Annotated in this window: 22 protein-coding genes and 1 pseudogene; 13 read left to right on the top strand and 10 right to left on the bottom strand. The window is 66.7% G+C overall.

The window, feature by feature from the left end; genetic code table 11:
- Window positions 1-112: 112 nt before the first annotated feature.
- The 3 genes from ACH4TL_RS24095 (at window position 113) to ACH4TL_RS24085 (ending at window position 2,701) form a co-directional block, all read left to right on the top strand.
- Window positions 113-415 (top strand): DUF6233 domain-containing protein, encoded by a 303-nt coding sequence (locus ACH4TL_RS24095; RefSeq protein ID WP_398425322.1) that lies wholly within the window; start codon window positions 113-115, stop codon window positions 413-415.
- 275 nt (window positions 416-690) lie between these two features.
- Complete coding sequence (locus tag ACH4TL_RS24090; protein WP_398317652.1) at window positions 691-1,788, top strand: integrase core domain-containing protein; 1,098 nt, start codon at window positions 691-693, stop codon at window positions 1,786-1,788.
- Between the two features lie 460 nt (window positions 1,789-2,248).
- Window positions 2,249-2,701 (top strand): lamin tail domain-containing protein, encoded by a 453-nt coding sequence (locus ACH4TL_RS24085; protein ID WP_398317649.1) that lies wholly within the window; start codon window positions 2,249-2,251, stop codon window positions 2,699-2,701.
- A 48-nt stretch (window positions 2,702-2,749) separates the two neighbouring features.
- Here the strand turns inward: ACH4TL_RS24085 and ACH4TL_RS24080 are convergent, their stop codons facing one another.
- Window positions 2,750-3,082, bottom strand: coding sequence for a hypothetical protein (locus ACH4TL_RS24080; protein ID WP_398317646.1), 333 nt, complete (start codon window positions 3,080-3,082; stop codon window positions 2,750-2,752).
- A 17-nt stretch (window positions 3,083-3,099) separates the two neighbouring features.
- On the opposite strand from ACH4TL_RS24080, the gene ACH4TL_RS24075 reads away from it, so the two are divergent.
- Window positions 3,100-3,750, top strand: a complete 651-nt coding sequence (locus tag ACH4TL_RS24075) for an HNH endonuclease family protein (protein WP_398317643.1) — start codon at window positions 3,100-3,102, stop codon at window positions 3,748-3,750.
- Window positions 3,751-4,041: 291 nt separating this feature from the next.
- Here ACH4TL_RS24075 and ACH4TL_RS24070 read toward each other — a convergent pair.
- Window positions 4,042-5,123, bottom strand: a pseudogene (locus ACH4TL_RS24070) (integrase core domain-containing protein).
- 118 nt (window positions 5,124-5,241) lie between these two features.
- Window positions 5,242-6,186 carry an aminoglycoside phosphotransferase family protein gene (locus tag ACH4TL_RS24065; protein WP_398317640.1) on the bottom strand — a complete coding sequence of 315 codons (945 nt, stop codon included), beginning with the start codon at window positions 6,184-6,186 and terminating at the stop codon, window positions 5,242-5,244.
- Between the two features lie 454 nt (window positions 6,187-6,640).
- Here ACH4TL_RS24065 and ACH4TL_RS24060 point away from each other — a divergent pair, with 454 nt between their 5' ends.
- The 4 genes from ACH4TL_RS24060 to ACH4TL_RS24045 all read left to right on the top strand — a co-directional run bounded on the left by ACH4TL_RS24060 (window position 6,641) and on the right by ACH4TL_RS24045 (window position 9,311).
- Window positions 6,641-7,672: a NucA/NucB deoxyribonuclease domain-containing protein gene (locus tag ACH4TL_RS24060; RefSeq protein ID WP_398317637.1), complete on the top strand. Its 1,032-nt coding sequence runs from the start codon at window positions 6,641-6,643 to the stop codon at window positions 7,670-7,672.
- A gap of 84 nt (window positions 7,673-7,756) precedes the next feature.
- Window positions 7,757-8,254 carry a hypothetical protein gene (locus ACH4TL_RS24055; RefSeq protein WP_398317634.1) on the top strand — a complete coding sequence of 166 codons (498 nt, stop codon included), beginning with the start codon at window positions 7,757-7,759 and terminating at the stop codon, window positions 8,252-8,254.
- Window positions 8,255-8,310: 56 nt separating this feature from the next.
- Complete coding sequence (locus ACH4TL_RS24050; RefSeq protein WP_398317631.1) at window positions 8,311-9,030, top strand: HNH endonuclease family protein; 720 nt, start codon at window positions 8,311-8,313, stop codon at window positions 9,028-9,030.
- Window positions 9,027-9,311 carry a hypothetical protein gene (locus ACH4TL_RS24045; protein ID WP_398317628.1) on the top strand — a complete coding sequence of 95 codons (285 nt, stop codon included), beginning with the start codon at window positions 9,027-9,029 and terminating at the stop codon, window positions 9,309-9,311. The genes ACH4TL_RS24050 and ACH4TL_RS24045 overlap by 4 nt, the downstream gene beginning before the upstream one ends.
- 640 nt (window positions 9,312-9,951) lie before the next feature.
- Here ACH4TL_RS24045 and ACH4TL_RS24040 read toward each other — a convergent pair.
- Entirely contained in the window at window positions 9,952-10,500 is a 549-nt protein-coding gene (locus ACH4TL_RS24040) for a hypothetical protein (RefSeq protein WP_398317626.1), read from the bottom strand.
- A gap of 497 nt (window positions 10,501-10,997) precedes the next feature.
- Here ACH4TL_RS24040 and ACH4TL_RS24035 point away from each other — a divergent pair, with 497 nt between their 5' ends.
- Together ACH4TL_RS24035 and ACH4TL_RS24030 are read left to right on the top strand one after the other, a co-directional pair.
- Window positions 10,998-13,604, top strand: coding sequence for a DEAD/DEAH box helicase (locus ACH4TL_RS24035; protein WP_398317623.1), 2,607 nt, complete (start codon window positions 10,998-11,000; stop codon window positions 13,602-13,604).
- A 310-nt stretch (window positions 13,605-13,914) separates the two neighbouring features.
- Window positions 13,915-14,385: a hypothetical protein gene (locus ACH4TL_RS24030; protein ID WP_398317620.1), complete on the top strand. Its 471-nt coding sequence runs from the start codon at window positions 13,915-13,917 to the stop codon at window positions 14,383-14,385.
- A gap of 500 nt (window positions 14,386-14,885) precedes the next feature.
- On the opposite strand, the gene ACH4TL_RS24025 is transcribed toward ACH4TL_RS24030, so the two are convergent.
- The gene (locus tag ACH4TL_RS24025; protein ID WP_398317774.1) at window positions 14,886-15,557 is read right to left on the bottom strand and encodes an HNH endonuclease family protein; all 672 of its coding nucleotides are present in this window, start codon (window positions 15,555-15,557) and stop codon (window positions 14,886-14,888) included.
- Between the two features lie 172 nt (window positions 15,558-15,729).
- Between ACH4TL_RS24025 and ACH4TL_RS24020 the strand changes: the two genes are divergently transcribed.
- Window positions 15,730-16,263 (top strand): hypothetical protein, encoded by a 534-nt coding sequence (locus tag ACH4TL_RS24020; protein ID WP_398317618.1) that lies wholly within the window; start codon window positions 15,730-15,732, stop codon window positions 16,261-16,263.
- A gap of 93 nt (window positions 16,264-16,356) precedes the next feature.
- On the opposite strand, the gene ACH4TL_RS24015 is transcribed toward ACH4TL_RS24020, so the two are convergent.
- The gene (locus ACH4TL_RS24015; RefSeq protein ID WP_398317616.1) at window positions 16,357-16,917 is read right to left on the bottom strand and encodes a hypothetical protein; all 561 of its coding nucleotides are present in this window, start codon (window positions 16,915-16,917) and stop codon (window positions 16,357-16,359) included.
- Window positions 16,918-17,186: 269 nt separating this feature from the next.
- Between ACH4TL_RS24015 and ACH4TL_RS24010 the strand changes: the two genes are divergently transcribed.
- Window positions 17,187-17,561, top strand: a complete 375-nt coding sequence (locus ACH4TL_RS24010; protein WP_398317613.1) for a hypothetical protein — start codon at window positions 17,187-17,189, stop codon at window positions 17,559-17,561.
- 232 nt (window positions 17,562-17,793) lie between these two features.
- Here the strand turns inward: ACH4TL_RS24010 and ACH4TL_RS24005 are convergent, their stop codons facing one another.
- From ACH4TL_RS24005 to ACH4TL_RS23990, 4 genes are all read right to left on the bottom strand, one after another.
- Window positions 17,794-19,032, bottom strand: coding sequence for a tyrosine-type recombinase/integrase (locus ACH4TL_RS24005; RefSeq protein WP_398317610.1), 1,239 nt, complete (start codon window positions 19,030-19,032; stop codon window positions 17,794-17,796).
- Between the two features lie 109 nt (window positions 19,033-19,141).
- On the bottom strand, window positions 19,142-19,543 hold the full coding sequence (locus ACH4TL_RS24000) for a helix-turn-helix domain-containing protein (RefSeq protein WP_398317607.1): 402 nt from the start codon (window positions 19,541-19,543) through the stop codon (window positions 19,142-19,144).
- Window positions 19,544-20,040: 497 nt separating this feature from the next.
- The gene (locus ACH4TL_RS23995; protein ID WP_398317604.1) at window positions 20,041-20,982 is read right to left on the bottom strand and encodes a TRM11 family SAM-dependent methyltransferase; all 942 of its coding nucleotides are present in this window, start codon (window positions 20,980-20,982) and stop codon (window positions 20,041-20,043) included.
- 19 nt (window positions 20,983-21,001) lie between these two features.
- Window positions 21,002-21,550 carry a hypothetical protein gene (locus tag ACH4TL_RS23990; RefSeq protein ID WP_398317601.1) on the bottom strand — a complete coding sequence of 183 codons (549 nt, stop codon included), beginning with the start codon at window positions 21,548-21,550 and terminating at the stop codon, window positions 21,002-21,004.
- Between the two features lie 975 nt (window positions 21,551-22,525).
- Between ACH4TL_RS23990 and ACH4TL_RS23985 the strand changes: the two genes are divergently transcribed.
- Window positions 22,526-23,305, top strand: coding sequence for a hypothetical protein (locus ACH4TL_RS23985; RefSeq protein WP_398317598.1), 780 nt, complete (start codon window positions 22,526-22,528; stop codon window positions 23,303-23,305).
- The last annotated feature ends 6 nt before the right edge of the window (window positions 23,306-23,311 follow it).

Raw genomic sequence — 23,311 nt, 5'->3', positions numbered from 1 at the left:
GCTCCACGAACGCCAGGAGGTCCACGGCGCATTCCGGTGGCGATACCTCATCGGTGTGCCGGCCTGGGTCGCCACATCTGAGGGGGGCGACGCCGCCGAGTACACGGTCTGGGTGACCGACCAGCAGCTCACGCCGATCGAGGGCGCGGACCTCGAAGCAGTGCCGACCCGCCGACTGCCCGGGCGTCCGCCTCCACCAGCTCCTGGCTGGCTGGTATGGCCCGCGCCGGAGGGGCGCGGACGTACGATCGTGCACGATGCCGCCTGCCGCCACATCGCCGACAACGACGGCAAGGAGCTGGGCACAATGGAAGCCCTGGATGCCTTGATGCGGCCAGGTGCGCGGGCCTGCCACGACTGCGATGCTGCGACCGTTCTCATTCCAGCGCTCGAACTCGGCGAGGGCTACGCCTAGCAGGGCCAGAGGCCGACCTGCGGAGGCCGCTTCTCTACGCGGCAGGCCCCCGGGCGTTCCCGGGGGCCTGCCGTTCGAGGGGAATCACCGGCGTCATACCAGCTCGCCTCCTCCGCCCCTGGATACTCTGACGACGAGCTAACGCCCCAGTTGCGCTTGCCGGAATCCTCATCCGCCCTGGTGGGGGCGGTGCATCGGGTTTCCCGAAAGCTGGCCGCGGTCGCTCGAGTCGGCGCTCTCGCGCAGTTGCTGTCAGCGCGTCATGATGATCGATCGTGCTGCTGCGATTGGCTTACCTGGGTGTGTCGAACGCGTTCGTGATGCTTCGCCTGCTGCCGATGACCGACCGGGACAAGGACGCGGAGATCCTCGCTCTGCGCCATCAGATCACCGTGCTGGAACGCCAACTCGGCAAGGCCAAGATCCGGTTCACGCCGAGCGATCGGGCGTTCCTTGCGGCGCTGCTGCACCGGCTGCCACCGCACGTCCTGCGAAGATTACGGCTACTCGTCCGCCCCGACACGGTACTGCGCCTGCACCGCAACCTCGTCAAACGCCGCCATGCCGCCTCCTGCCGACCCAAACGCCCGGGACGACCGCGCACCGTGCGCTCGATCCGCCTCCTGGTGCTGCGGCTGGCGAAGGAGAACCCGAACTGGGGGTACCGGCGCCTGCACGGCGAGCTGCTTGTGCTGGGGGTGAAGGTGGGCGCGTCCACCGTCTGGGAGATCTTGAAGGAGGTCGGCATCGATCCTGCGCCCGAGCGGAACTCCAGTACCTGGGCCACCTTCCTCCGCGCTCAGGCTGATGCCCTGGTGGCCTGTGACTTCATGGAGACAGTCACCCTGTCGGGGTTACGGATGTACGTGCTCGTGGTGATCGAACACGGCAGTCGCCGGATCCGCGTCCTGGGCGCCACCGCGCACCCAAGCACCTCCTGGGTAGCGCAAGCGGCGAAGAACCTCGTCATGGACCTCGAAGACCTCGACTGCCGCGCACGGTTCATGATCCGAGACAGAGACGGGAAGTTCCCCGACCTCTTCAATGCCGTCCTCAAGGACGCGGGGATCAAAGTCGTCCTCAGCGGCATCCAGATGCCACGAATGAACTCGATCATGGAGCGCTGGATACAGACCTGTCGCCGCGAGCTCCTGGACCGGACATTGATCTGGAACCAGCGACATCTCCTCCACACGCTGCGCGAGTTCGAGCAGTTCTACAACGGACACCGACCACACCAGGGCATCGCGAACGCCAGGCCGCTGCACCCCTTGCCCCCACCGATCGACGACCCTGACGCGATAGCCCAACTCGACATACGCCGACACCATCGCCTCGGCGGCATCCTCCACGCATATCAACATGCGGCGTGACCTGCACGGATGAGTTTTCCAGCAAGGGCACAGTCAGCAGTCGCGATGGTGAAGAGGACAACTCGGGTTGCAGGACGTGGAGGGCCCGCGCTACGCATGCGGAGATGAGCGGGGCGCTCGGAGCGTTGCCACAGTGGCTGCGCCTCGGCCACAGCTCGCTCGGTACGGCTGGCGAGGCAGTTCCGCCCGGTGTTATCCAAGTGGAGTGCGGCCTTGAGCGGGTCAACAGCTGGCGGCTCCTGGAAGAGTGCCGTCTCGTGTCTGCTGCGACAGGGTGGGCGTTCGGAGCGCCTCTCCCGGTCTCCCTATGGGAAGCCGACAAGTGTCTGCCGGTTTCGAACGGCTCGCACCGTGTGTCCCGGATCGGTAACGGTACCCCGTTGATGCCGCTGTACCCGTAGCGTGATCGTCCTCGCCGGGACCATGGGGGGGGTGCCCGGCCTGATCACGAGGACGAGTCTTGCTTCGTACCCGCATGCTCGCTGCCGCTGTTGCCGCGGCGGCTTCCGCCAGCGTCGCTCTGCTGCCCACCCAGGCGCAGGCCGCCGGCTCGATCCACCTGTACAAGGTCTACTACGACTCGCCCGGCTCGGACACCCGCTCCAACGCAAGCCTCAACGCCGAGTACGTACAGATCAAAAACTCGACGAGCAGCGCCGTGCAGCTCAAGGGCTACACACTCCGCGAGAAGACCGGCTACACCTACCGCTTCCCGTCCTACCGGATCAGCGCGGGCAAGACAGTGAAGGTCCACACCGGCCGCGGCAGCCAGAGCGCTGGCCACGTCTACTGGGGCCGCAGGGCCTACGTGTGGAACGACGACCGGGACACCGCCACACTCCGCACGCCGAGCGGCGCGTTCCGGGACTCCTGCTCGTACAACAGCACCAGGGTCGACTCCAAGATGTGCTGACCTGAGCGGTTGCGAGGCTCCGTCTCCCCGAGGCGGGGCCTCGTAGTGTCAGGATGCCGATCGCTTCCTGGCCGTCTTCTTCGCCGGGGCCTTCTTGGCAGTCTTCTTTCCGGCCTGCTTCTTGGCCGGGGTATTCGTCTTCGGCCGTATCTCCCGCACCTCGCTCTCGCCGCCTGACTCGCCGCGGCTCTTCTTGGGTGCGCGCACGCTGTCCTGGAGGGCGGACATTAGGTCGACGAGGCGCCCCTTGGGCTCGGCCGGTGTCTCCGTCTCGGGCGACTCGCGGCCTTCGGCTTCCAGCAGGGCTTCGTGGTCATCACAGTGGTGTGCATTCACTCCCTCGGGGCATCTTTTGCCTCTGGCGGCATAGACCGTGGCCATCCGCCCATGTTCAGGACATGAAGCTCGCAATTCGCGCTGGTGTGGCCAGTGTTCTGACTGCAGTGTCGCTCGCTACCGCCAGTCCCGCTCAGGCCGAGGACATCACTATCCCCCTGCGTTCAGCCGTCGCCACCCTTCCGGTGGCCGAGGAGGACCGCAGCGGCTACGACCGGGATTTGTTTAACCACTGGATCGACGCCGACCGCGACGGGTGCTCGACCCGGTCGGAGGTATTACTGGAAGAGGCCACGGTGGCGCCGCAGGTGATCGGCCGGTGCACGCTCAACGGCGGGCGCTGGTACTCCTGGTACGACAACCAGGAGGTCGAGGGCGCCCGCGGCCTCGACATCGACCACCTCATCCCGCTCGCCGAGGCCTGGGATTCGGGCGCCTCGGCCTGGACCAGCAAGCGGCGCGAACGGTACGCCAACGACCTCGCAGACCCTCGCGCCCTGGTAGCGGTGACCGCACGTTCCAACCGCCAAAAGAGCGATCAGGACGTGGCCGAGTGGCTGCCTGACAACGCGGCGGTGTGCCGGTACGTGACCGACTGGACGGCGATCAAACTCCGCTGGAACCTCAGCGTCGACCCGGCCGAACAGCAGACCCTGACCAACCTCGCCGCCAACTGCCCCAACGCCCCGGTCACCGTCACCACCGCTGGCTGACCCCGGCCTCCCTCGGCCGGAATGCGGCACCGTCTCGTTCGGCGAAGGACAGCAGTACTTCGCCAACCCTTCCGGCAACGCCAATTTGCACAGCGAAGATCACTGAACCCCGACCAGCGTCCAGGCGGTAAGCGCCGCGTTACGGCCCGGCCCGCTCGTCCCGGCTTCTCCAGCGGGACGAGCGAGCCGGGCTCCACCACGACCGGGCACTGGTAGAGGGGCTCAGGCCAGCCTTCGCCATCACCGATGTCCGCCCCGACCTTGTGCCGCTCGAAAAGTCATCGCTGCATGTCATGCCGCATATCTGTACTCGTTGATGACGCCGCCGAGGATCCGGGTGCGCAGGACTTTGCTGGTGCTGAGGGCATGTGCCGCGGCGGGTTGTTCGTAGGCGTCGGGTGGTAGCTGGTTGCGGGTTTGGTGGGGTCAGTGTTCGTTGTAGTGCCGCTCGTAGGCCGCGAGGACGTGGCGGGCGTGGGCGTCGTTCATGATGAGGACGTGGTCAAGGGCCTCGCGCCGGATGCTGCCGATGATGCGTTCGCAGTGCAGGTTCATACGGGGAGCCTGTGGCGCACTTTTGAGGATCTCCATCTCCTCAGCTTGGAAGACAGCGTCGAATGCCTCCCCGTACTTGCCATCGCGGTCGCGTAACAAGAAGCGCAGGGTCTCGATGCGCATGCCCAGGTCGGCGGTGAGATTCCGCGCCTGCTGCACCGCCCAGTCCCGGGTCGGGTGGGCGGTGACCCCAGTGATGTGCAGCCGCCGGGTGTCGTGCTCAAGGAACACCAGCGCGTACAACCGCCTGCCGAGTGCGGTGTCAATGTGAAAGAAGTCTGCCGCGATGATGCCCTCGGCTTGCGCGGTCAGGGACTCGCGCCAGGTGGGGCCTGAGCGACGTGGCGCGGGGTCGACGCCGGCCGCGTTGAGGATCTCCCACACCGTCGAGGCGGCGATCCGATGCCCGAGTCGGACCAGCTCCCCTTGGATCCTCCGGTGCCCCCACGTCGGATTCTCCCTCGCCAGCCGCACGACGAGCTTCTTGACCGCTGCCGGGGCGGGTGGGCGACCGGTGCCCCGGCGCGCGGCGTAATCCATTTCACGGCGATGAACCTGCGGTGCCAGGCAAGCAGGGTGCCAGGGGCGACAGGGAAGATCTTGAGCCAGTGGCGCCGGGGTATCAGCCCGGACACGGCGGCGAACCAGAACCGGTCGGCAGGCTCATAACGGACCGGCCCGGGCAACTGGCGACGCAGGACCGCGTTCTCGTGCCGCAGCACCAGAAGTTCCGCCTCCTTCGCCGTCCCGCGACGCAGGAGCACCGATGGAACAGTGAGCAACTTCCGGGTCACCTTGTACAACAAGGACACGATCACGGAGGACATGATCCCAGCGGACTGACCGCATCCCGCTCACCTGCGGCGATGACTTTTCGAGCGGCACAGGGTCACGCCAGGCGGGGTGGTGGGCGCAGGGAGGCCGATGAACTTGTCGTCACGCTCTCAGCAGAGCATGGGCGATCGCGGTCTGTTGTGTGTCGAGTGGGGCGAAGCGCTCTTCGAGATCCCATAGTCCGTTTTGCAGGATGCGGGCGAGCGTCCAGGCGGTGGCTCGTTGGCGGTCGAGTCCGACAACCTCGGTCATCAGGTCGAAGCGACGGCGCACAGCCCTGGAGACGTCGGCAGTGTCGGTGATGTCGTTCCAGCGGTTGCACAGGGCCGGCAGAAGTTCGAATCCGGGGTCGCCGGCGAGGGGCTTGGGGTCGATGGCAAGCCAATCGGCCCGTTGCTGCGCCGGAGAGCCGGGGAGCGGGGCGAGCACGTTGGCGTAGTGGAGGTCCCAGTGCAGAAGGCGGTCGCCCGGCTCATCCATGACCTCCTCCATCGCGGCCGCGCAGGTGGTGAGCAGCCGCCGCTGGGCTGTGTCGGTCACGTGCCCGGTGCTGGTGGGGAGCCGGTCGAGCATGGCTCGTGCGATGTCAGACAGCCGTGGCAGGCCATGCGGGGCCGGGACGGCGGCGAGGTGGGCCAGCAGTTCCGACAGGTCCTGGAGGGCGCGTGTGCTGTCCGGGATGGACTCCAGGGACCGGGAGGCATCCAGGCGTTCCAGGAGCATGGTTCCGCTGTCGGGGTCGTGGTCCAGGAGGCCGACGGCGTAGTGGTTGCCCCAGGTGCGTAGGGCGAGCGGTTCACCGCGGGTCTCCTCGTCCGCGGGCTGGAGCTTCAGCACTGCGGGAGTACCGTCCGACCGCAGTACGGGCAGGACCAGTGCCACGATTCCGTGAGCGGCGGGGCCGTCCGGTCGCAGGTCCCAGTGGTCCATGAAGTGTTCGGCCAGTGACGGCAGAGCGTCGATCCAGGCCTGGCGGGCGTCCCTGCCCAGCGATGCGGCCAGCGCGGCAGGCACTTGGATCTGGTGGTGTGCTCGGCCGGCAGTCATCGTGTGATTGTTGCGGCTCAGCCGTACCAGGGCAACATCCTCCGCGCCCCCGGCACCCCGCGACGACAAGAAGGCGTTCGGCGGCCCCATTGCGTCACCCGTGATCCGGCTCAGTGGTCGGCCAGCTACGGTCGCTTGCGGCGAGCCGTTGCGGTTCGCGCCAGCCAGGACATTCCAGCGGCAAGCACTCCGCCGTCGACCAGGCCAAGGCGGCCCAGATCGCTCGGCCATCCGCGATGGCTGCGGGTGGCCTGAGCATCTCCCTAACGGCATTCCAGACAGCGCTCTCCGTCGACACGCCGTCCGTCGCGCGACACGCCGAGGGCGTGACAAGCGCGAACTCGCTGTTCCTGGCAGCTAAGTTGATCGTTGGCCGCTACAGCGGACGCATCCGGCGTCCCTCTGCGGCAGCAGAATAAGGGGGAGCACCATCTCAGCAATTCGTACCACCGTCATGCGCGCCGTCGCCGGAACGGCGGTGGCCTTTGCCATGCTCGGCAGCCTGTCCACCGGAGTGGCGCAGGCGGCCGATCAGAAGCGGGAGATCGAGGTCACCATCGATCCGGTGGCCAAGGCAGCGGCGTCTGGTGATGACGCGGCGCTGTGCGCGTCCTCGGTGCCGCGCACCGAGGTGTGGGCGCGTACTCATTCGTGCCAGACCATCAATGCCACCGTGCACGTACGGCTCAACGGGCGGCCCGTGGGGATGGCGAAGTTCACTGTGCAGCACACGATGGACCTGGATATCGAGTCCACCAAGTTCACCGAAGAGGTGAAGATCAGCAAGGCCCAGCTGTCCGGTGAGGCGCGCGGCATCACCGCCAGCTTCGGCGCGAACTGCGGTTCCGGCTGCTCGGCGAAGGACAGCATTTCCCCGTTCACGCTCGGATCGTCCGCGAAGACCGGGAAGATCGATTACTCCAATCCAGTCGGCCAGGGCAAGCGGGAAAAGCGCACCACGGGCTACCGGTTCAGTCTCGTCAAGCCCGGCTACAGCCCTGGCTCGGTGGCCTACAACTCGCCGTTCTGGCGGTGCGATGACACCTTCTACAAGGGCCTGTTCCCCAAGCCGGCCGGATGCGTCTTCCCCGGGCACTCCACCACCGTCATCGGCATGGGGGTCCTGCCGAGCATCGGGCAGAACATCCGAGGCGTGCAGGCCAAGGGCATCCACATCGGAGAGCCCGGCTCGGGCCATCCCCTGCACCGCATCACCAACAAGAACAAGATCATCGACAACCGGAACGCCGTCTGCGACGACAAGGACAAGCCCGACTGGGGCGTCATCCTCGACCCGCTGCTGCGCCCGTCGTGCGATGAGTACCCCTTCGCCTCCACCAAGGAAGGCGGCACTGCCATGTCCCCGACCAACCGCGCCACCAAATGGGTGCCGCGCTGGGAGAACAACACTCAGGGGACTATCCTCTCCAGCCACTACAAGAACTACCGCGTCCTCAACGGCGACCCCTACTACGTAGCCGCCTGACCGCCACCAGCGGCACGGACCACCGTCGGCCCCGTACGATCATGTACGGGGCCGTACCCGTCCCCGAAGCAAGGAGCCACCGGCATGGACACCCGCGTCTTCACCTCCCACGGGATGATCCACCTCGGCAGCCAGGCCAGCAGTCAGCCAGACCAACCCGCCGCAGGCGACCTCCTCGGAGGCAACGGCCTCATCCGCGTCAGCCACGACCACACCCACGCCACCATCCACACCGGCGCCACCTACGGCGACACCGACATCACTGTCCACACCTTCGACAGCCCTCCCCCACTGCACACCGCGGACTGGGACGACGTCGTCGAAGTCAGCGTGATCATCCAGGGAGCCATCCTCTACCTGCAGTCCCCCGAAGACGACGCCGAAGACATCACCGAAGTCCCCCTCCCCGACGAGGTCAAAGAACCTCAATGGTGGCGCGTACGCATCCATGCCCGCGGACGCGACACCGCCCGAACTCTCGACGTCACCAGCGCTGAGGACGGCGACCCACTCGAACAGCACCTGCTCCAGATGTGGCCCGCCCCCCAAGACATAGAAGCCCGGCACAAGCTCGCCCAGTAACGAGACCGGCTAGGCTGCGCGCGTACATCCACCGGGTGAGGGGAAAACGGCAAGCCATGGGGCGTCCGCAGAGTCGGTGGGGGCAGGGCTTGGCGGCCGTGGCGGTACTCGCGGTGGTCAGCTGCTCGGCCATCGACGATCCGGCGGCCCCTCAGACGGGCGACGCCAAGCCGTCTACCTCGTCCTCGGCCGGGGCACCGGGCAACAGGGCCGACACGGGCACGCTCCCGGGCGTGCCGACGGCTGAGCGGGCGCGTACAGAGCTGGCGGAGCTGAAGGTGGCGCCGCACGGCTCGATGTCCGGTTACAGCCGCAGCAAGTTCCCCCACTGGGCGGAGCATGGGGAGAGCTGCGACACCCGTGAGACGGTCCTCGAGCGCGACGGCACGAACGTCACCCAGGACGACGAATGCCGGGCGGTGTCGGGTCGGTGGGTGAGCGTGTACGACGGCAAGACGTTCAACGACGCCTCTCATCTCGACATTGACCACATGGTGCCGCTGGCGAACGCCTGGCGGTCCGGTGCGAACGCCTGGACGCAGGAGAAGCGGAAGGCCTTCGCGAACGACCTGACGCACCCGCAACTGCTGGCCGTCTCCGCCGCCTCGAACCGGTCGAAGGGCGACCAGGGCCCGGACGAGTGGCAGCCGCCGTCCAAAACCTACTGGTGCACCTACGCTCGCGCCTGGGTATCGGTGAAGTCCACCTACAAGTTGTCAGTGACCGAGAACGAGAAGACCACGCTGACCGACATGCTGGGTACCTGCCGTTCATGAACGCACACCCCCCGCTGCCGGAGCAGCTCATCAGCAAGGTGAGGGCCGGCTCCGGTGGCGCGATGACGGACGAGGTCGGCGTCATCACCGGCGACCTCACCATCGCCACCCGCCTGCTGCCCGACGGGCACGCCGGCGTTGCCATCCAGTACACGGACGCAGACGAGTGGTACACCCTCACTGGCAGCCCCGCCTCGGTGCCGCCGGAGGGTCTGGCTGCCCTGCACGAGCAGATCCTGGAACGGATCCGCCATGGCGGCGGCGCCGAAGTTCCACGCTGAACGGGTGAACCGATGGGGTTGCCGGACGCCGCTCGTGCCCGCTCCAGGTACGGGCCCGCATTCCCCGTGTGTGCGCGTCGAGCTCCTGCTGGCCGGACCCGCCGTTCCGCTTCGCGAGGGAAGGGTTGATGCGAGTTGGAGGCACGACGGCGTAGTGCGCGGCGAGGGCTTTGCGGTAGCCCGCTTCAGAAGTTTCAATGAGCACGTGGATGACGCATTGTGGGTTGCCTGTTGCCCATGGCGCAGGCAGAGGTCGATGATCTGATCACCGCTGGCCGTCACGTGCAGGCCATCGCGCTGATGCGCGAATGCGTCGGATTGCCTCAGCCGGGTCTCCACGAATGCGTGGACCTTCTGGAGCATCGTGCCAGAGTCCTGCGGGGGTAGCTGGGCCTGGTGATGGTGCCCTCCGCAGGGTGCGCAGATCGGGTCACGACCGGAGCGTGGGCGATCTCGGACTTCGAGCGACGAGCGACGCTGCGCGCAGCCGCGCTGACCGACCACTACAACGTCATCGCGCTCGGCCACCTCGGGCCTCGGTTTCTCCCTGTGTCGACTTGGCCGACGACTTCTTCGACGGCGGCCTCCCCCGACCGGACTGTGCGGGTGCCGATAAATCATCCACGCAGGTCGAGGGCCGTTACGGGTTGGGCTCGCCGCTGATGCGGGCGAGGGTCTCGGCAAAGGCTCTGCGGTCGGCGAGGGCGTGACGCGCTCGTGCCCAGGGCCAGCCGAAGAACTGGCGCTGGACCGGCAGGGTCAGCGCGAGCAGTAACTCCAGCTTGGCGGCCTCCTCCCGTTCAGACAGCACCACCATGCGGGCGTTGCCGGCGTAGTCGACGGCGAACTGGATGAGGTGAGACGTGGGCCAACCGCCAGCGTATGTCGCGACGTTGTCGATCAGCCAGCAGGTGGCGTCGTCGATCTGCTGCCACCAGCGTTCCCGCTCGCCTGTCAGCCGTTCGCGCATCACAGGCGTCCAGTCGGGTTCTTCGTCAGCCGGCGGCTGGACCTTCCCGAGCAGGCCGCATGCCGAGACGATCCGCGTCATGCTCGCACTGAAGGTGTCGCGGGCGGCATGGGCGTCGCCCAGCCGCTTCTTGCGGGCTTCCATGCGCGGGGTGACGAACAGGCCGGTTATCAGGGCGGTGGCGGCAGCCACCAGGATGGTCCACACGGTACTGGGCATGGCGCACATGCTTCCCCACCGCGAGCCTCCCCGGCGCTCAAGTGACCGACCCCTCGGCCTCTCCCTGGTCCGACCAGGTCTTGCGTACGCGTCGGCGGCCGTCTGTCTCTTTGATGAGCCCGGATCACTACACCCGGGTTGGTTCCGTAGAGCCCGACCCACTCCCTGTACCGATCCTGGGCGGTGCGGGGCCGGTCCATTCGCCCTCGACGGTCGGGCCACCCACAGCGAACTGAAGCGTGGCGAGGTGCTTGGTCACCATGCCGCGTTCCCCGTCTCAGTGCTGGGGCTTGCCTCCATCATGCGCGGCCTGATCACCGCAGGCCGTCTTCGGCATGACATGCGTCTCCCCTGTCAAGTTCAGACGTGTTGCGTTGGCCCTCGAGGCGTAGGTGCTGACGTCTGACTGAATGCGTCAGTTGACGGATAAACGTCCCGGTTGGCGGGTAGTGCCGCTACCGTCAGTGGCCACATTGACGTGGACAGAAGGGGACGCAGTGGCATTCAAGGGAGGTGCGACGGGGGCAACGAAGTACCCGACGCCCGAAGCGTTGTATCCAGACCTGCCCCGCAAATCCGGTGCTGTACCGGGCTTGCTAGTGCACCAGGGTGACTTGCTGCGTCGCTATGCAGCAGACAGCCACGTCGCTACTGCAGATCTTGCGCTGGAGCTACCTACCGGCACTGGCAAGACAATCCCGGCGTTGGTGATCGCAGAATGGCGGAGGCGCACGCGCAAGGAGCGGGTGGTGTACGCCTGTCCGACGGAGCAGCTGACCAAGCAGGTCGCGGCAGCGGCAAACCGGGAGGGCATTCCGGCTGTGACTCTGACGGGCTCCCACACTGCATGGGATCCTTCGGACGATGCGCGTTACGTGTCGGGCAAGGCAGTCGCCATCACGACCTACACCACCGTGTTCAACAGCAGCCCGAAACTCGCCCCACCCCAGCTCCTGATCTTTGACGACGCACACAACGGTGAGCAGTACGTCGCGAACCAGTACAGTGTCACCGTTGACAGGTGGGGCGGCGACTCACCGAATCCCGACCTCTACATCAAGCTTCTGGAGATTCTGACCCCCGCCCTGGACGGCATAGTGGCCCAGCGGCTGTTCAAGCCCAAGGCCGAGTCCGGTCATCACAACGCCGTCCAGTTCATCGTGCCCGCCCGTCACGACCAGATGCCCGAGCGGCTTTCCCGCACTTTGTCCCAGACCGGCTCGCCATGGTGTTTCCGCTACGCCATGATCCGGGATGTGCTGGCCTCGTGCCTCGTCTACGTCACACACAGCAGCATCCAGATCCGCCCGCTTATCCCGCCCACCCGCGAAAACACCTTGTTCTCTGAGGCTAGCCAGCGCCTGTACCTGTCGGCCACGCTGGGCGCGGCGGGCGAGCTTGAGCGTGCATTCGGGCGTACCGGCATCAAGCGGCTGGGCCTGCCCGAGACCGCGCCTGAGCCCCGTTCTGGCCGGCGATTCTTCGTCTTTCCAGGTCTCCTCAACGGCGGCGACTCCAATGAGCTGACCAAGGAGATCGTCAAGCTGGCCGGCAAAGCCATCATGATAGCGCCGGACAGGGAAACCGCCGTGCGTACTGCCGGCAACGTCCGTCAACCGTCCTGGCCGCTGCTCACCATCGACGACGTCGCTCACGGGATGGGCCCGTTCGTCGCTCAGCGGAACGCGGTATGTGCACTGGCCAGCCGCTATGACGGCCTCGACCTGCCCGACCATGCTTGCCGTCTGGAGGTCATCGAGAACGTCCCCGACCGCGACCATCTACAGGAGCGGTTCCTGTCGAGTCGGGTCCGCGCTGGCGCCGCTTTGTCGGAGCGGGTCCGCACTCGTGTCGTTCAAGGTGTCGGTCGCTGCACACGTGGTTCGTCGGACTGGGCGGTCGTCGTCGTTCTCGGGGACCTCACCAAGTACCTGCTCCGTCAGGAGAATCTGACAGCCCTGTCAGCCGAGTTGCAGGCTGAGATCAACTTCGGGGTGGAGAACAGCACCAATACCACTCAGGCCGAGATCTTGGAGAACGTGTCGGCCTTTCTGTCTCAGGAGACTGACGACACCTGGCGCGAGAATGGTGAGCCGATCGTCGCCCAGCTACGCGCCGAGGCCGTCCGCGAACTGCCAGATGGTAGCGAGATTCTCCTCTCCGCAGTTCCCGTGGAGATCCAGGCATGCGCACTCGCCGGGCAGGGCCGGTGGCAGGACGCCAGTGCCAAAGCCCAACAGGTCTCACAAGCGCTCTCCTTCGGTGGCGCCACCACTAAGGGCTACCGCGGGTTCTGGCTCTACCTGGCCGGGATCTGGGCCTACCGCGCTGCCTCCAACGGTGCACCTGCTGCCAGTGGCAATCTCGCGAATGCTCATGCCCTGATCCGTCAGGCAGAGCAAACCGCCGAAGGCACTTGGGCGAGGTACATGCCGCTGCTGCCCGCCATGGAGGCTCCTGCCCTGCCTGCCCATGACGACCAGGCAGTGGCTACTGCCATGAACCTCCTACAGAAAATCGCCCCCGGCCAACTCAACAAGCGTCTGGGGAACATGATCGAGGGGCTCAAGGAAACCGCAGCGTCAGCCTACGAGCCGGCCCTCACCCAACTCGGGATCTTCCTCGGCGCAGAAGCGAACAAGCCGTCCGGCACAGGCCGCTGCGACTCCACCTGGTGCTGGGGCAATCACCTGTGGGCCGTTGTCGAGGCCAAATCCGACCAGGAGCCCGACGGTGTCATGGCCCACAAGGACATCCGTCAGGTCAACGACCAACTCCGAATCCTCCAGAACGACCGCAAACACAAGGTCATCCCGGACGGCAGTTTCACTGCCCTCATCTCCCCAAAGCCTGCCGTCGACCCGACAGGCGCCATCGGGGCCGAAGACCACGCCTACCTCGTCCATCCGGAAACCATCTGGGAGATCGGCCAAGACGTGCAACACGCCTGGGAGGAACTCCTCGCGGGTCGGACAGGCCGTGACGCCTCCGGGCTCACACCGTTCATCGCTACGACGTTCCAGCGCTACGGCCTCCTGCCTTCACAACTCCGCGAGCGCCTCACCGAGTACCCGGTCGGTGCCGCCGGAACAGCCACTTCCTGAGTGAGGGCCTTGCCCGTGATGAGCGCTCTGCTCGGCCCGGTTCTCGTATAGCTATGGCAGACAGACGTGTAGCGGAGAGTGATGGGGCAGCTGAGCCTGTCGCGGTAATGCGTACACCTCACCTGTGGAAACGCGGCCGTTGTCCCTGATGGAGCAGCCCGCCGCCGCAGAAAATACCCGGTTTACCGCGACGGACGGCCCGGCCCCTGACCAGGACGGATACCCCGCAGACGACACCTGGCCGTAGCTATACGAGAACCGAGCCAACTACTCTGGCGGCAGATCTTCTGAACCGGAAAGGGAGGCCGCCGTGCCCGACTCGAGAACCCCCGACGAAGACGGGGAAAACGCCTCCTCCGTCGAGACCGCCAAGCCCCTGTCCAAGAAGAAGATCCTCCTCGTCCTCGGCATCGGCGCCGTGGCCGTCGTCGCGGTCGGCGGCCTGCTCATCAAGCTCGCCCAGAAGAACTACGCCCCCGAGGACGTCGAGACCGACGAGTCACTCGATGCCAGGGTTCCGACACCCGCGGAGCTTGAGTTCGCCGCCATCGTGCGCGCTGCCGCAGAAAGCGTGGGGAAGATCATGAGTGTCTCCACGAGCGGCTTCAACGTGGAAGCAAAGATCCGATCCAACTCCGGCAGGGGAACGTGGACGGCGCACTTCGCGTTTGATGAGGAGACAGGCCACTGCCACTACTCCCATCCTTACCGGGGCGCGACCGCACCTCTGTTCTTCATCGAGGAGGTCCAACGGCGACTCAGCGAAGCAGCGGCCGCCTGACAGCCAGTTCGCCGCTCAGTCGGCGCGGTAGTACACCTGAAGGTAGGTTCCCTCGTTGCCCGCGCCGTCGTCGGGGATCAAGTAGTTGGTGTGCGCCACGCTGGTGATCACAACCGGGTAGCCGGGCGCGGCTGCTGGTGCGGCGTGGGCGGCACCGGTGAGGGGTGAGGCTCAGCAGCGCCGCGACCGCGGCACCGAAGGTCAGGATGCGTCGTCGGAACAGTTCTCTGGCGTGAGCGCGGGCGGCCCCGCGGCCGGGACCGGTACGGGCAAGACGGATGAGCATAGAGACCTCTCGAAGCGAAACTGGAATTGATGCTTCAGGTTTCCGGTGTCCACTTGAGGCAGGGTGGGTAGAGGGTCGAACACCTCGTTGGGCCATCGCGACGGCAACGCCCCGGCGAGCCGCCACCCCGCCCCACCCCTCTGCCGACCGCGACCTGGCCCACGCGGTGGCGTGCTCCCGGCGCGCCAAGGGCTCAGCGCGCCGGGAAGGTTTCTCAGGAGCAGGTGGCGAGCATGCCCTCCAGCGCTGAGCGTTCGGCGGTGTCGATGGTCAGGCCGTAGACGTGCTTCACCGAGATCCAGGCGCGGCTGTAGGTGCAGCGGTAGTCGGCGAGCGGCGGCTGCCAGCGTGCGGGGTCCTTGTCAGCTTTCGACCGGTTGGAGCGGGCGGAGACCGCGACGAGTTGCGAGTGGGTGAGGTCGTTGGCGAAGGCGCGGCGGTCCTCCGTGGTCCACTCCGCCGCGCCGGACCGCCAGGCCTCCTTAAGCGGGACGACATGGTCGACGTCCAGTTGACCAGCCGCGTCGGCCGTCACGCCGTCGTACGGCGAGACCCAGTGCCCGGCGGTCGCGCGGCACTGGTCGTCCTGGGCGATGTCTTCGCCATCCCGGGCGAGGACGGTCTCGCGGGTGTCGCAGGTGTCCTGCTGGATGATCCAGTGGGGGAATTTCGCTCGGCTGTAGCCTGGAATGTCCGCCTCGGGAGCGACGGTCAACTCGGCCAGTTCCGCCCGTGCTTCATCGGCGGCTGGGGGTTCAGGGAGCTCGGCGGATGCGGTGGCCGAGGAGGGAGCGCTGGGGGCGGCCCAGCTCGGTGAGCCGAAGGCGAGGAGACTGCTCGTGGCCAGCACGGTGGCCACGGCAGTGACCCAGCGGCGCATCATCATCGTCATGCCCACCACCGTGGCCGGGCTGGCCGCGGTGGTGGGCTTCACCTCAGGGGATTCACCCTCACGGGCGGCTGCCTCCAGAGCCCCTCCAGCCCGGTGTGCAGAGCAGGCACACCTCCGGCATGCGCCATGAAGAAGAATGCCGACCGCGATCACGAGGGGGAGCGTCGTGCGGCTGACGATCGACACCGAGACGGACACCTACGAGCAGGCGATAGCCGCCGTGCAGACCGTCTATGGGCTACGCCCCGTCACCCCTGCCGACTGGCCGGAACCGCCACCCGTCGAACCACGCCCCGACCCGCAGGACCTGAGCGGCGACGACATCATCAACGGCTGGAGCGAACAGACACTCTTCCGGATGATCGCCTCGCTGATGCCCGGGGCCCGCGCGGTGCTGCGACGAATCACCGAATTGGGCGGCACCGCCTCGTTCGACGAGGTCCAACAGCACTTCGCCGACCATCCGACCACCCCGATCCCGAAGGCAAAGATCGGCGGGACCCTGACCAGTGTCCAGGCGGTCCAGCGCCGCGTCGCCCCGGCCGGTTCGATCAGCTCGGCCCAGCTGCTCCAGCGGGACGAGCGAGCCCGGCGCTACCACATCGACCGAGTGCTGGTAGAGGCGCTCAGGCGGGCCTTCGCGATCGCCGATGCCCGCCCCGACCTGCTGCGCGGTGGACCCGCCACACGCATCACCTGACGCGGCCGCTGGGCGTCTATGGCGTTCCAGTGGCATCCTCACCACCCCAGCACGTTGACGTCAGTCCCGGAGGGCTTCTCCACCATGCGCTGGTCAGCGGCGGGTGACGGTGTAGCCAGCATCGTTGACCGCGCGAGTCCACGCCTCACGGTCGAACCACTTGGCGATGTCCGGTTGCAACTCGGTGATGGTGCGCATCCGGGCCTCCCAGTCGTGACCAGCCGGACCACGGCTGCCGTCACAACCGGTGAAGCCGTCCTCGCCATGGATGTGGCCGGCCAACCAGGCATTGACCGCCACGTTGACGATGACGCCGTACAGGTCGCCGCCGGTCTGCGCCAGGACGTCCGGGACGCCGGCGAGGACCAGCGCCAGCTCGGGGTTGCCGACCAGCGGCATCGGCGCGTGCCCGGCGCCCTCCGCCGCACTGCTCTCTTCGAAGGCGCGCGCGTCGTGGGCAAGACGGACAGCGAGCGCTGAGGCGTCGAAGTACCGCCAGGCGGAACGCGCCTGGATCCCGAGCCGCTCAGCCACGGTGCTGATGTTCTTCTCGATAGTGGCCTCAACGGTCGACGGGGCGAGCGTCACCCCACGGTGAGCCAGCTCAGCGAGCGTCTGGGCAACGGCTTCCTTGAACGCCTTCGTGTTCCGCACGACCGCTTCGTAGAGGTGCAGGTGAAGCCGTCGGACGGCTTTCCTGAATTTCCTTGCTAAATATTCCGGTCGCCCGAACGGTCGACCACAGCCAGACCCTGAGTGAAGCCTTTGATGGCCTGGTTCTGAACGGCACAGGCACGATCGTCCGCACTGAGCCGATCCCCTACCACGCCTCCGGGCAACAGCGCGGGCACGTCTCTCAGCCTCTTGAGTGATAAGCAGTCAACCACCGTAATCTTGCGCTTGAGTACACCGTTGAACCGGCTATGAGGAAGATGATCTGCACTGCGGTTGCGACAGTCTGTGCTCTGATCGGCCTTGCCCTCCCCGCGCACGCCGACGCCACCGTCAAGAAGGGCAAGGTCGGGCTAACGGTCAGGGGTAAGAAGCTGTCCGTCGACCGTGCCGGTGGCTGGATGGATGGCCACGGCACCGGAGTCAAGGCCCGTCTCTACACCGTCCATGGGGGTGTGCGAGCTGATATCACCCGTTGGAAGGACGCAACTCCCGTATCCGCGGGTATGAGGAAGTTCTCGAATGTGGGGTGGAAGTTCAACGGTCGGAAGTTCTCGAACGGGATGTGGTTGTGCATCGAGTTCAACAAGTCTGGCAGTCAGCCCTGCGCGAAGATCCACCGCTGACCTGAGGCGGCTTGCCGGCACAGCTGCCGGGAGCTCCAACTGGATGCTGCTGGCCCGGCTCAAACTGGGAGAGCTGCGTTGGCGCTGACTGCGTCGCTCCGGAGGTTCACCGCTTGTTCGCTCTCTGTGTTGGACTGGTGTCGGCCGCCTTGCGCCTCCGTGATTCGGCTCTGCCGGGGCGAATGAGGCCACGCGTTGCGCACGAGTACCCCTGACGTGGCGGCACCATTCCTCAAGAGGCGATCGACTGAGGTCCTTGGCCGTTGAGGTTGTGTCGATAGCGTTCGAGGGAGCGGTTCCAGCGAGTTTCGAGACCTGCCAGGAGACGGGCATCGATGCTCGCGGCGACGTGGGAGTACACGTCGTCGACCTTGTCCTTCATGATGTGTCCGAGGCGGCGTGCCTGAGCGACTTCGGGGACGCCGTCTTCGATCAGCCAGGTCTTGTGCGAGTGGCGTAGTCCGTGAAAGGTGAGTCCCTGTCGGACGGGCGCCCATGTCTCGTCGAGGTAGCGCCCGCCATTCACAGCTGGGGCCCAGAGGCGACGTTGGAAGCCGGAGCGGCGGAGGTGTTTGCCGCGCAGTGTGGTGAAGACGAAGGGGCGGGTGGAGGCGGCCAGGTCGGTAGTCAGGAGTTGAGTGAGGAAGGGCGGGAGGGTGATGCTGCGGACGCTCGCATGGGTCTTTGGGTGACCGAGGGTGAGACGGCCGTTGACTTCGTGGAGGGCGCCGGCGTTGGCGGTGATGTGAATGCGGCCGTGGGTGAGGTCGAGGTTGTCGCGGTGGAGGCCGGCGAGTTCTCCCCAGCGCATACCGGTGTAGGCGGCGGTGATGACCAGTAGGCACTGGTTGCGGGAGGACAGGCGCAGGATGCGGTGGGCGATAGTCAGGACTTGGTATTCGTCAGCCCAGGGGCGCTCACGGCGTGGTTCGATGCGGCCTCTGCCGCGTTTGCGGGGGCGTACCGGGTTAGTGGTCAGGAGACGGTTGTCGACGGCGTCGGCCATGAGCATGGCAAAGAGTTTGCGGAGGCTGGTGATGGTGCTGGCGGCGTAGGTGTCGCGTAGTCGGTTGAGCCAGACCTGGACGTCGGCGGGGGTGATCTCGTCGACGGGGATGGTGCCCCAGTGTGTCAGGATGTGGCGGGTGAGCAGGCTGCGGTAGAACGCTTCAGTGTTGGGGCCGACGTCCATGGTCTGCCACCAGATCTCGGCCCATTCGGCGACCGATGCTGCGGGCTTCGGTTTGGGCTCCTGGTGGGTAGGCCGGGGCGGGATGGTCGGCGCAGCGTGTGGGGTTGATGGCTGCGTTTTCTGCGTTGATGTGTTGGTTTCGGGTGTGGTGGTGAGCTGTTTGGCGTGGTCGAGGGCGGCTGTTTCGGTTTCAAAGGTGCCGGGGACGCTGCCTGCTCTGCCGTCGGGCTTCCAGTACCGCACGCGCCATTTGTTGCCGCGTCGTTCGACCCATGCCATGAGCAGACTCCTTGTGACGTGATGGGTTGGGGCGTCATGTCTGGCGCCGGGCGTCCATGAACGCTCCGTGGGGTGGCAGAGCGGAGCCACCCAGTCGGGTGATTGGCGGTCAGGAACGGGAGTGGTGGCGCGGGCCTCGCGCGCCGTCGCGGATGATCGCGTTCAGGTCGTCTGCGGAGAACCTGAGATGGCGTCCGATCTTGGTGTATGGGATGTGGCCCGCTGCTGCCTTCTTCCGCAGCCAGGAGGCTGGGACTTGGAGCAGCACGGCAGCCTGTTCTGCGGTGTTGAGTAGGCGGTTCGAGTCGTGCTGGGTTTGATGGGGCCGCGTCTTGGAAGGCGTGGACGTGGCTGACTCGTCGTCCGGGTGATGGAGTGGAGTGGTAGCGGTCGACGCAGTGTGGTGTGTGGTTTGAAGGGAAGCGCCGTGCGAGGTGCTGGCTGGCCGGTCCGTCAGCAGCAGGGGTCGTTTCCTGCTGGGGGCGCCGCCTGTGGTGTGCGGTCTCTTCATGGTGTTCCTCGGAGTGGGTCTCCAGGGACGTGTGAGATGTTCGATGGGGTTGATCTGGGACATGGTGTTGGCGCGCTAGACAGCCGTGTTCTGAGGCTCACATGGCCCGAGACCAGGGGTGGGGAGGTACAGGCCTGCCGGTTGCCCGTTCCGGCCGACGGCAGCGGTGTGCCTTCTGCGGTCGCAGTGTCCGGAGTCGGCGCTCTATTCAGCGGCACTACCAGGCACGGGTTGAAGGCCAATGATGTGATGCGAGAGACCGGAGCGAGTTCTGGTGGCCGGGACTGTCTGGGCCCAGCAGCGGAGAGGTGGGCCACCTGTGAGGACACGGACGGGTTCCGCCTAGCGTCGGTCGGTGGCTCTCACATGGGCCGAGGTTGGGCACGTCCGCCGCAGACTGGGCCAGGGCATGGGCAGTCCGCGGGTGGGTCTGGGCATGCCGCCAGGCGATGTAGCGCCCGAGGCAAGCCTGAACGCCCGGGCCCAGTCTGCTCGGTTCACCGTCTGGTCCGGCGACTGGTCTGCCGGTAGCCGCAGCGCCCAGGCTTGGGGGGCTGCTGGCGGTTGGCGCAGAGCGGGCGGGGCGCGGCGGAGGGCTTCTCGGGACAGGTGAAGATGAGGACGTCTTCGTGTTGCACGAGGTGGAGGGGGATGCCTTGGCGGCGGGCGTCGCGCACGTTCTTCAGCTGGAAGAACGAGGGACGGGCGATGAGCCGGTTGCCGCGGATGCCAGCGAGGAGAGCGACGCAGCGCTCAGCGGGGACGAGCCCTGCGGCTCGTCCGGCGGCCAGGACGGCGGAGGGCAGGTCGATCAGTTCACCGTGGGTGCGCCAGGGCCGGGTGGTAACGACGACAGTGCCGCCGGGACGTAGAACCGCCCGGCACTGTACGAGGATCTTGGAGAAGCCGTCGAGGAGTTGGTCGGTGGTGACGTGGGCGAGGTTGTGCGGGTCGCGGCCGTAGCGGTAGTCCGTTTTGACCACGCCGCGCTCGCCGGTTTCGCTCGTGCAGTGGACCCGGCCGTGCGCTGATCGTCCGTATGGGGGTGAGGTGACCACCAGCGCGACGTTGCCGTGAAGGTCGGCGTCGACGAGCTGGGTGAGTTGTCGGGCGTCGCCGCATACCACCCGGCCGCTGCCCTGCTCAACCTGTCGTGTGGTGTGGGCGACGTTGGCCCGGGCGAGCCGGGCCCAGCGGGACTCGTACTCGACTCCGAGGGCGCGGCGGTGGAACCGGATGGCCTCGACCAGGGTGGTGCCGATGCCGCACATCGGGTCCAGGACCAGGTCACCCGGTTTGGTGTAGGTGCGGATGGCGTGGGCCGCGATCGCGGGCAGCATCTTGGCGGGATGCGCGTTCGAGCCGGGTACGTAGCGGTCGGCGCGCTGGGCGGGGGCGGAGGTGGGTGCGGTGTTCCACACCGATTCACGGTCGGCCATGGCGTACCCCTTCGGTCGGTCAGGCACTGGTGATCGCGGACAGGACGAGCAGGTCGGAATGGATGAGTCCGGGCGGCGCTCCCTCGGGCGGGATAGGTGTGATGTGGCCGTCGGTGGGGTGTCCGTGGACGATCACGATGTGCTGCAGGTAGCGGAATCCGGCGGTGCGGGCGAAGGCGATGAGCAAGCCGAGCGGGTCGGTCAGGCGTCCGGCGTCGCGGCGCTGCCTGGTGGCGAGCAGCAAAATGCCGTCGCGAGGCAGAAGGCGGTGGGCGCGGTGGAAGAAGCCGGACCAGCCGTTCTCCATCGCCGCTGGCATCTGATCACAGCCAGGGGCTGGTTCGTCGCCGGGAGCGGGGAGGGCGTCGGGGTGCAGTTCCGCAAGCAGCACCGGCTCCGTACGGGGTCTCTTGCCGTCTTCGCGAGCGGCGAGGTAGGTGACGTGGGCCCGGGTGTCCATGCCCGGTTCGGTGTCGCGAATACGGATCTTGATCAGACGCGCGGGAGGGTGGCCAGGCTGGTGGGTGAACTCGGCGCGGATCTTGTCCAAAGCCCAGCCGGGCAGCACCCCGCCGGGAGCGGAGACTCCGTCCGGGTCGTCGGCGGCAGGCGTCCAAACGGTAGTCGGCAGCGGGCTGGATGTGTCGGAACGGCTCGTGGTGCTGCAGTGGTGGTCGGACTTCGACATTGGTTGATGGCGCCCGGGGGAAGGGTCCGGCCATCTGGTGCTGACGTGATCAATAGAGATTCAGTACCTGCCCCTTTGCCATCGGCTGTGCAGGTCCGCTGTCAGTGGATCTTGTGTCACGGAGGTCTGGCCGACTAGGGAAATCTCCTCGAACCCGCAGGTGAGCGACGGCGCGAGCCAGCTGCGAGCCATCAACGAGCCACGTCGGGCAGGCCGAACCCGAATCGTGCTGGCGAGGCTCACGTCTGACGACGACCTCTGACCTCCCTCTCGGATCACCCCGGGCGCCCGTCACCGATGCCACCGCCACATCGGGCATGACGGGAGACATATCCGATGTGCACAGAACCCGCGTAGTGACTCCGGCGCAGCGGCCTCCCTCCCGTTACCAGCCGCGCCAAACTCGCGGCGGGCGCATAGCTCGGGAGGGCGTTTTACTCATGAACGGTCGGATGGATCAGTTCATGGCGCTGTTGCTGCTGCAGGCAGCATCACGGTGTATGCCGCCTTCGAGCATCCTTCGTTCGGCACTGTGTCCGTTGTCGGCGTGGGAGTAGTGAGGCTGCTCCGCCTTCTCCTGAATGACCGTTGATCCGTGTTTTCGGTGGCGTGCGAGGTCCTCCGGGGCGCCAGCCGGGGAATCGTCTCCGAGATTTTTTATGTTCGATTCGCTTGGCCCTGACTCGAGCGTTGGCCCTGCTCATGGCTGACGGGCCGGAGGCGGGCCATCGCACGTGGCGGGCCATGAGGCGGGGTGTTGTCCGGTGGTGGTGCGCGGGTGGGTCGGTGCTGGCGCGGCGGGGTGAAAGGGCTGGCGGCGGAAGTTGTCCGAACCCCTTCTCGCAGGAGGCCGCCATGTACAACCGCCCCGTCGCCCGCTGCCCGCGCACGACCATGCTGTCGCCGCTGGAGGAGCTGGAGCAGTCCTTTCTCGCCCTGGCTCGTAGTGTCACGCCGCTGACCATGCCCGCACGCCTGGTCTGTGACGAGCCGTCGGAAGAGGCGTGGCCGGTGGATCAGGTCCGTATCCGACTGGCTCACCCCAGCACTCGGCCCGAGTTGCGGGCACAAACGTGGTGCGAGGTCGTGCGTCGTGCGCACGGCCTCGGTGAGCCGTGGCCGGTGGTTGCGATGGCTATGACGATTCCGGTGCTGCGCCGGATGCTGTCCCGATTGGCCCGTCCAGCGCATCTGGAGCGTCAGGAAGTCGAGCAGGAAGCTCTCGCCGCGGTCGCTGTCGCCCTTGCGGAGGTGGACGCGGGTGATCCGGGGGTGGACCGGGAGCTGTTCGCGGCGGCGGACCGCGCGGTTCACCGTCTGGTCTACGCGGCTCGCTGCCGCGGTGAGCGGGAGGCGGGCGAGCCGGCGGTGCATTTGGGACGCCTGCGCGCCCGTGCAAGCGTCGAGGACATGGAGGGCTCGATGGTGTCGGATGAGTACCAGGTGTTGGCTCGCGCGGTACGGGCCCGGGTCGTGGACTTGGCCGAGGCGCAGTTGATCGCCCGTACCCGGCTGCACGGCGAGTCGATGGGGGCGCTCGCCGGCGAGCGTGGGGTGAGTATGCGTCAGCTGTACCGGCATCGCTCCGCGGCCGAGCAGCGCCTGGCTTCTCACCTGCGTCATCAGGCTGGGTAAGGAGCC

This window comes from Streptomyces sp. NPDC021115 (assembly GCF_044333065.1).
Classification (GTDB): domain Bacteria; phylum Actinomycetota; class Actinomycetes; order Streptomycetales; family Streptomycetaceae; genus Streptomyces.
This window is presented reverse-complemented; position numbering and strand designations above follow the sequence as displayed.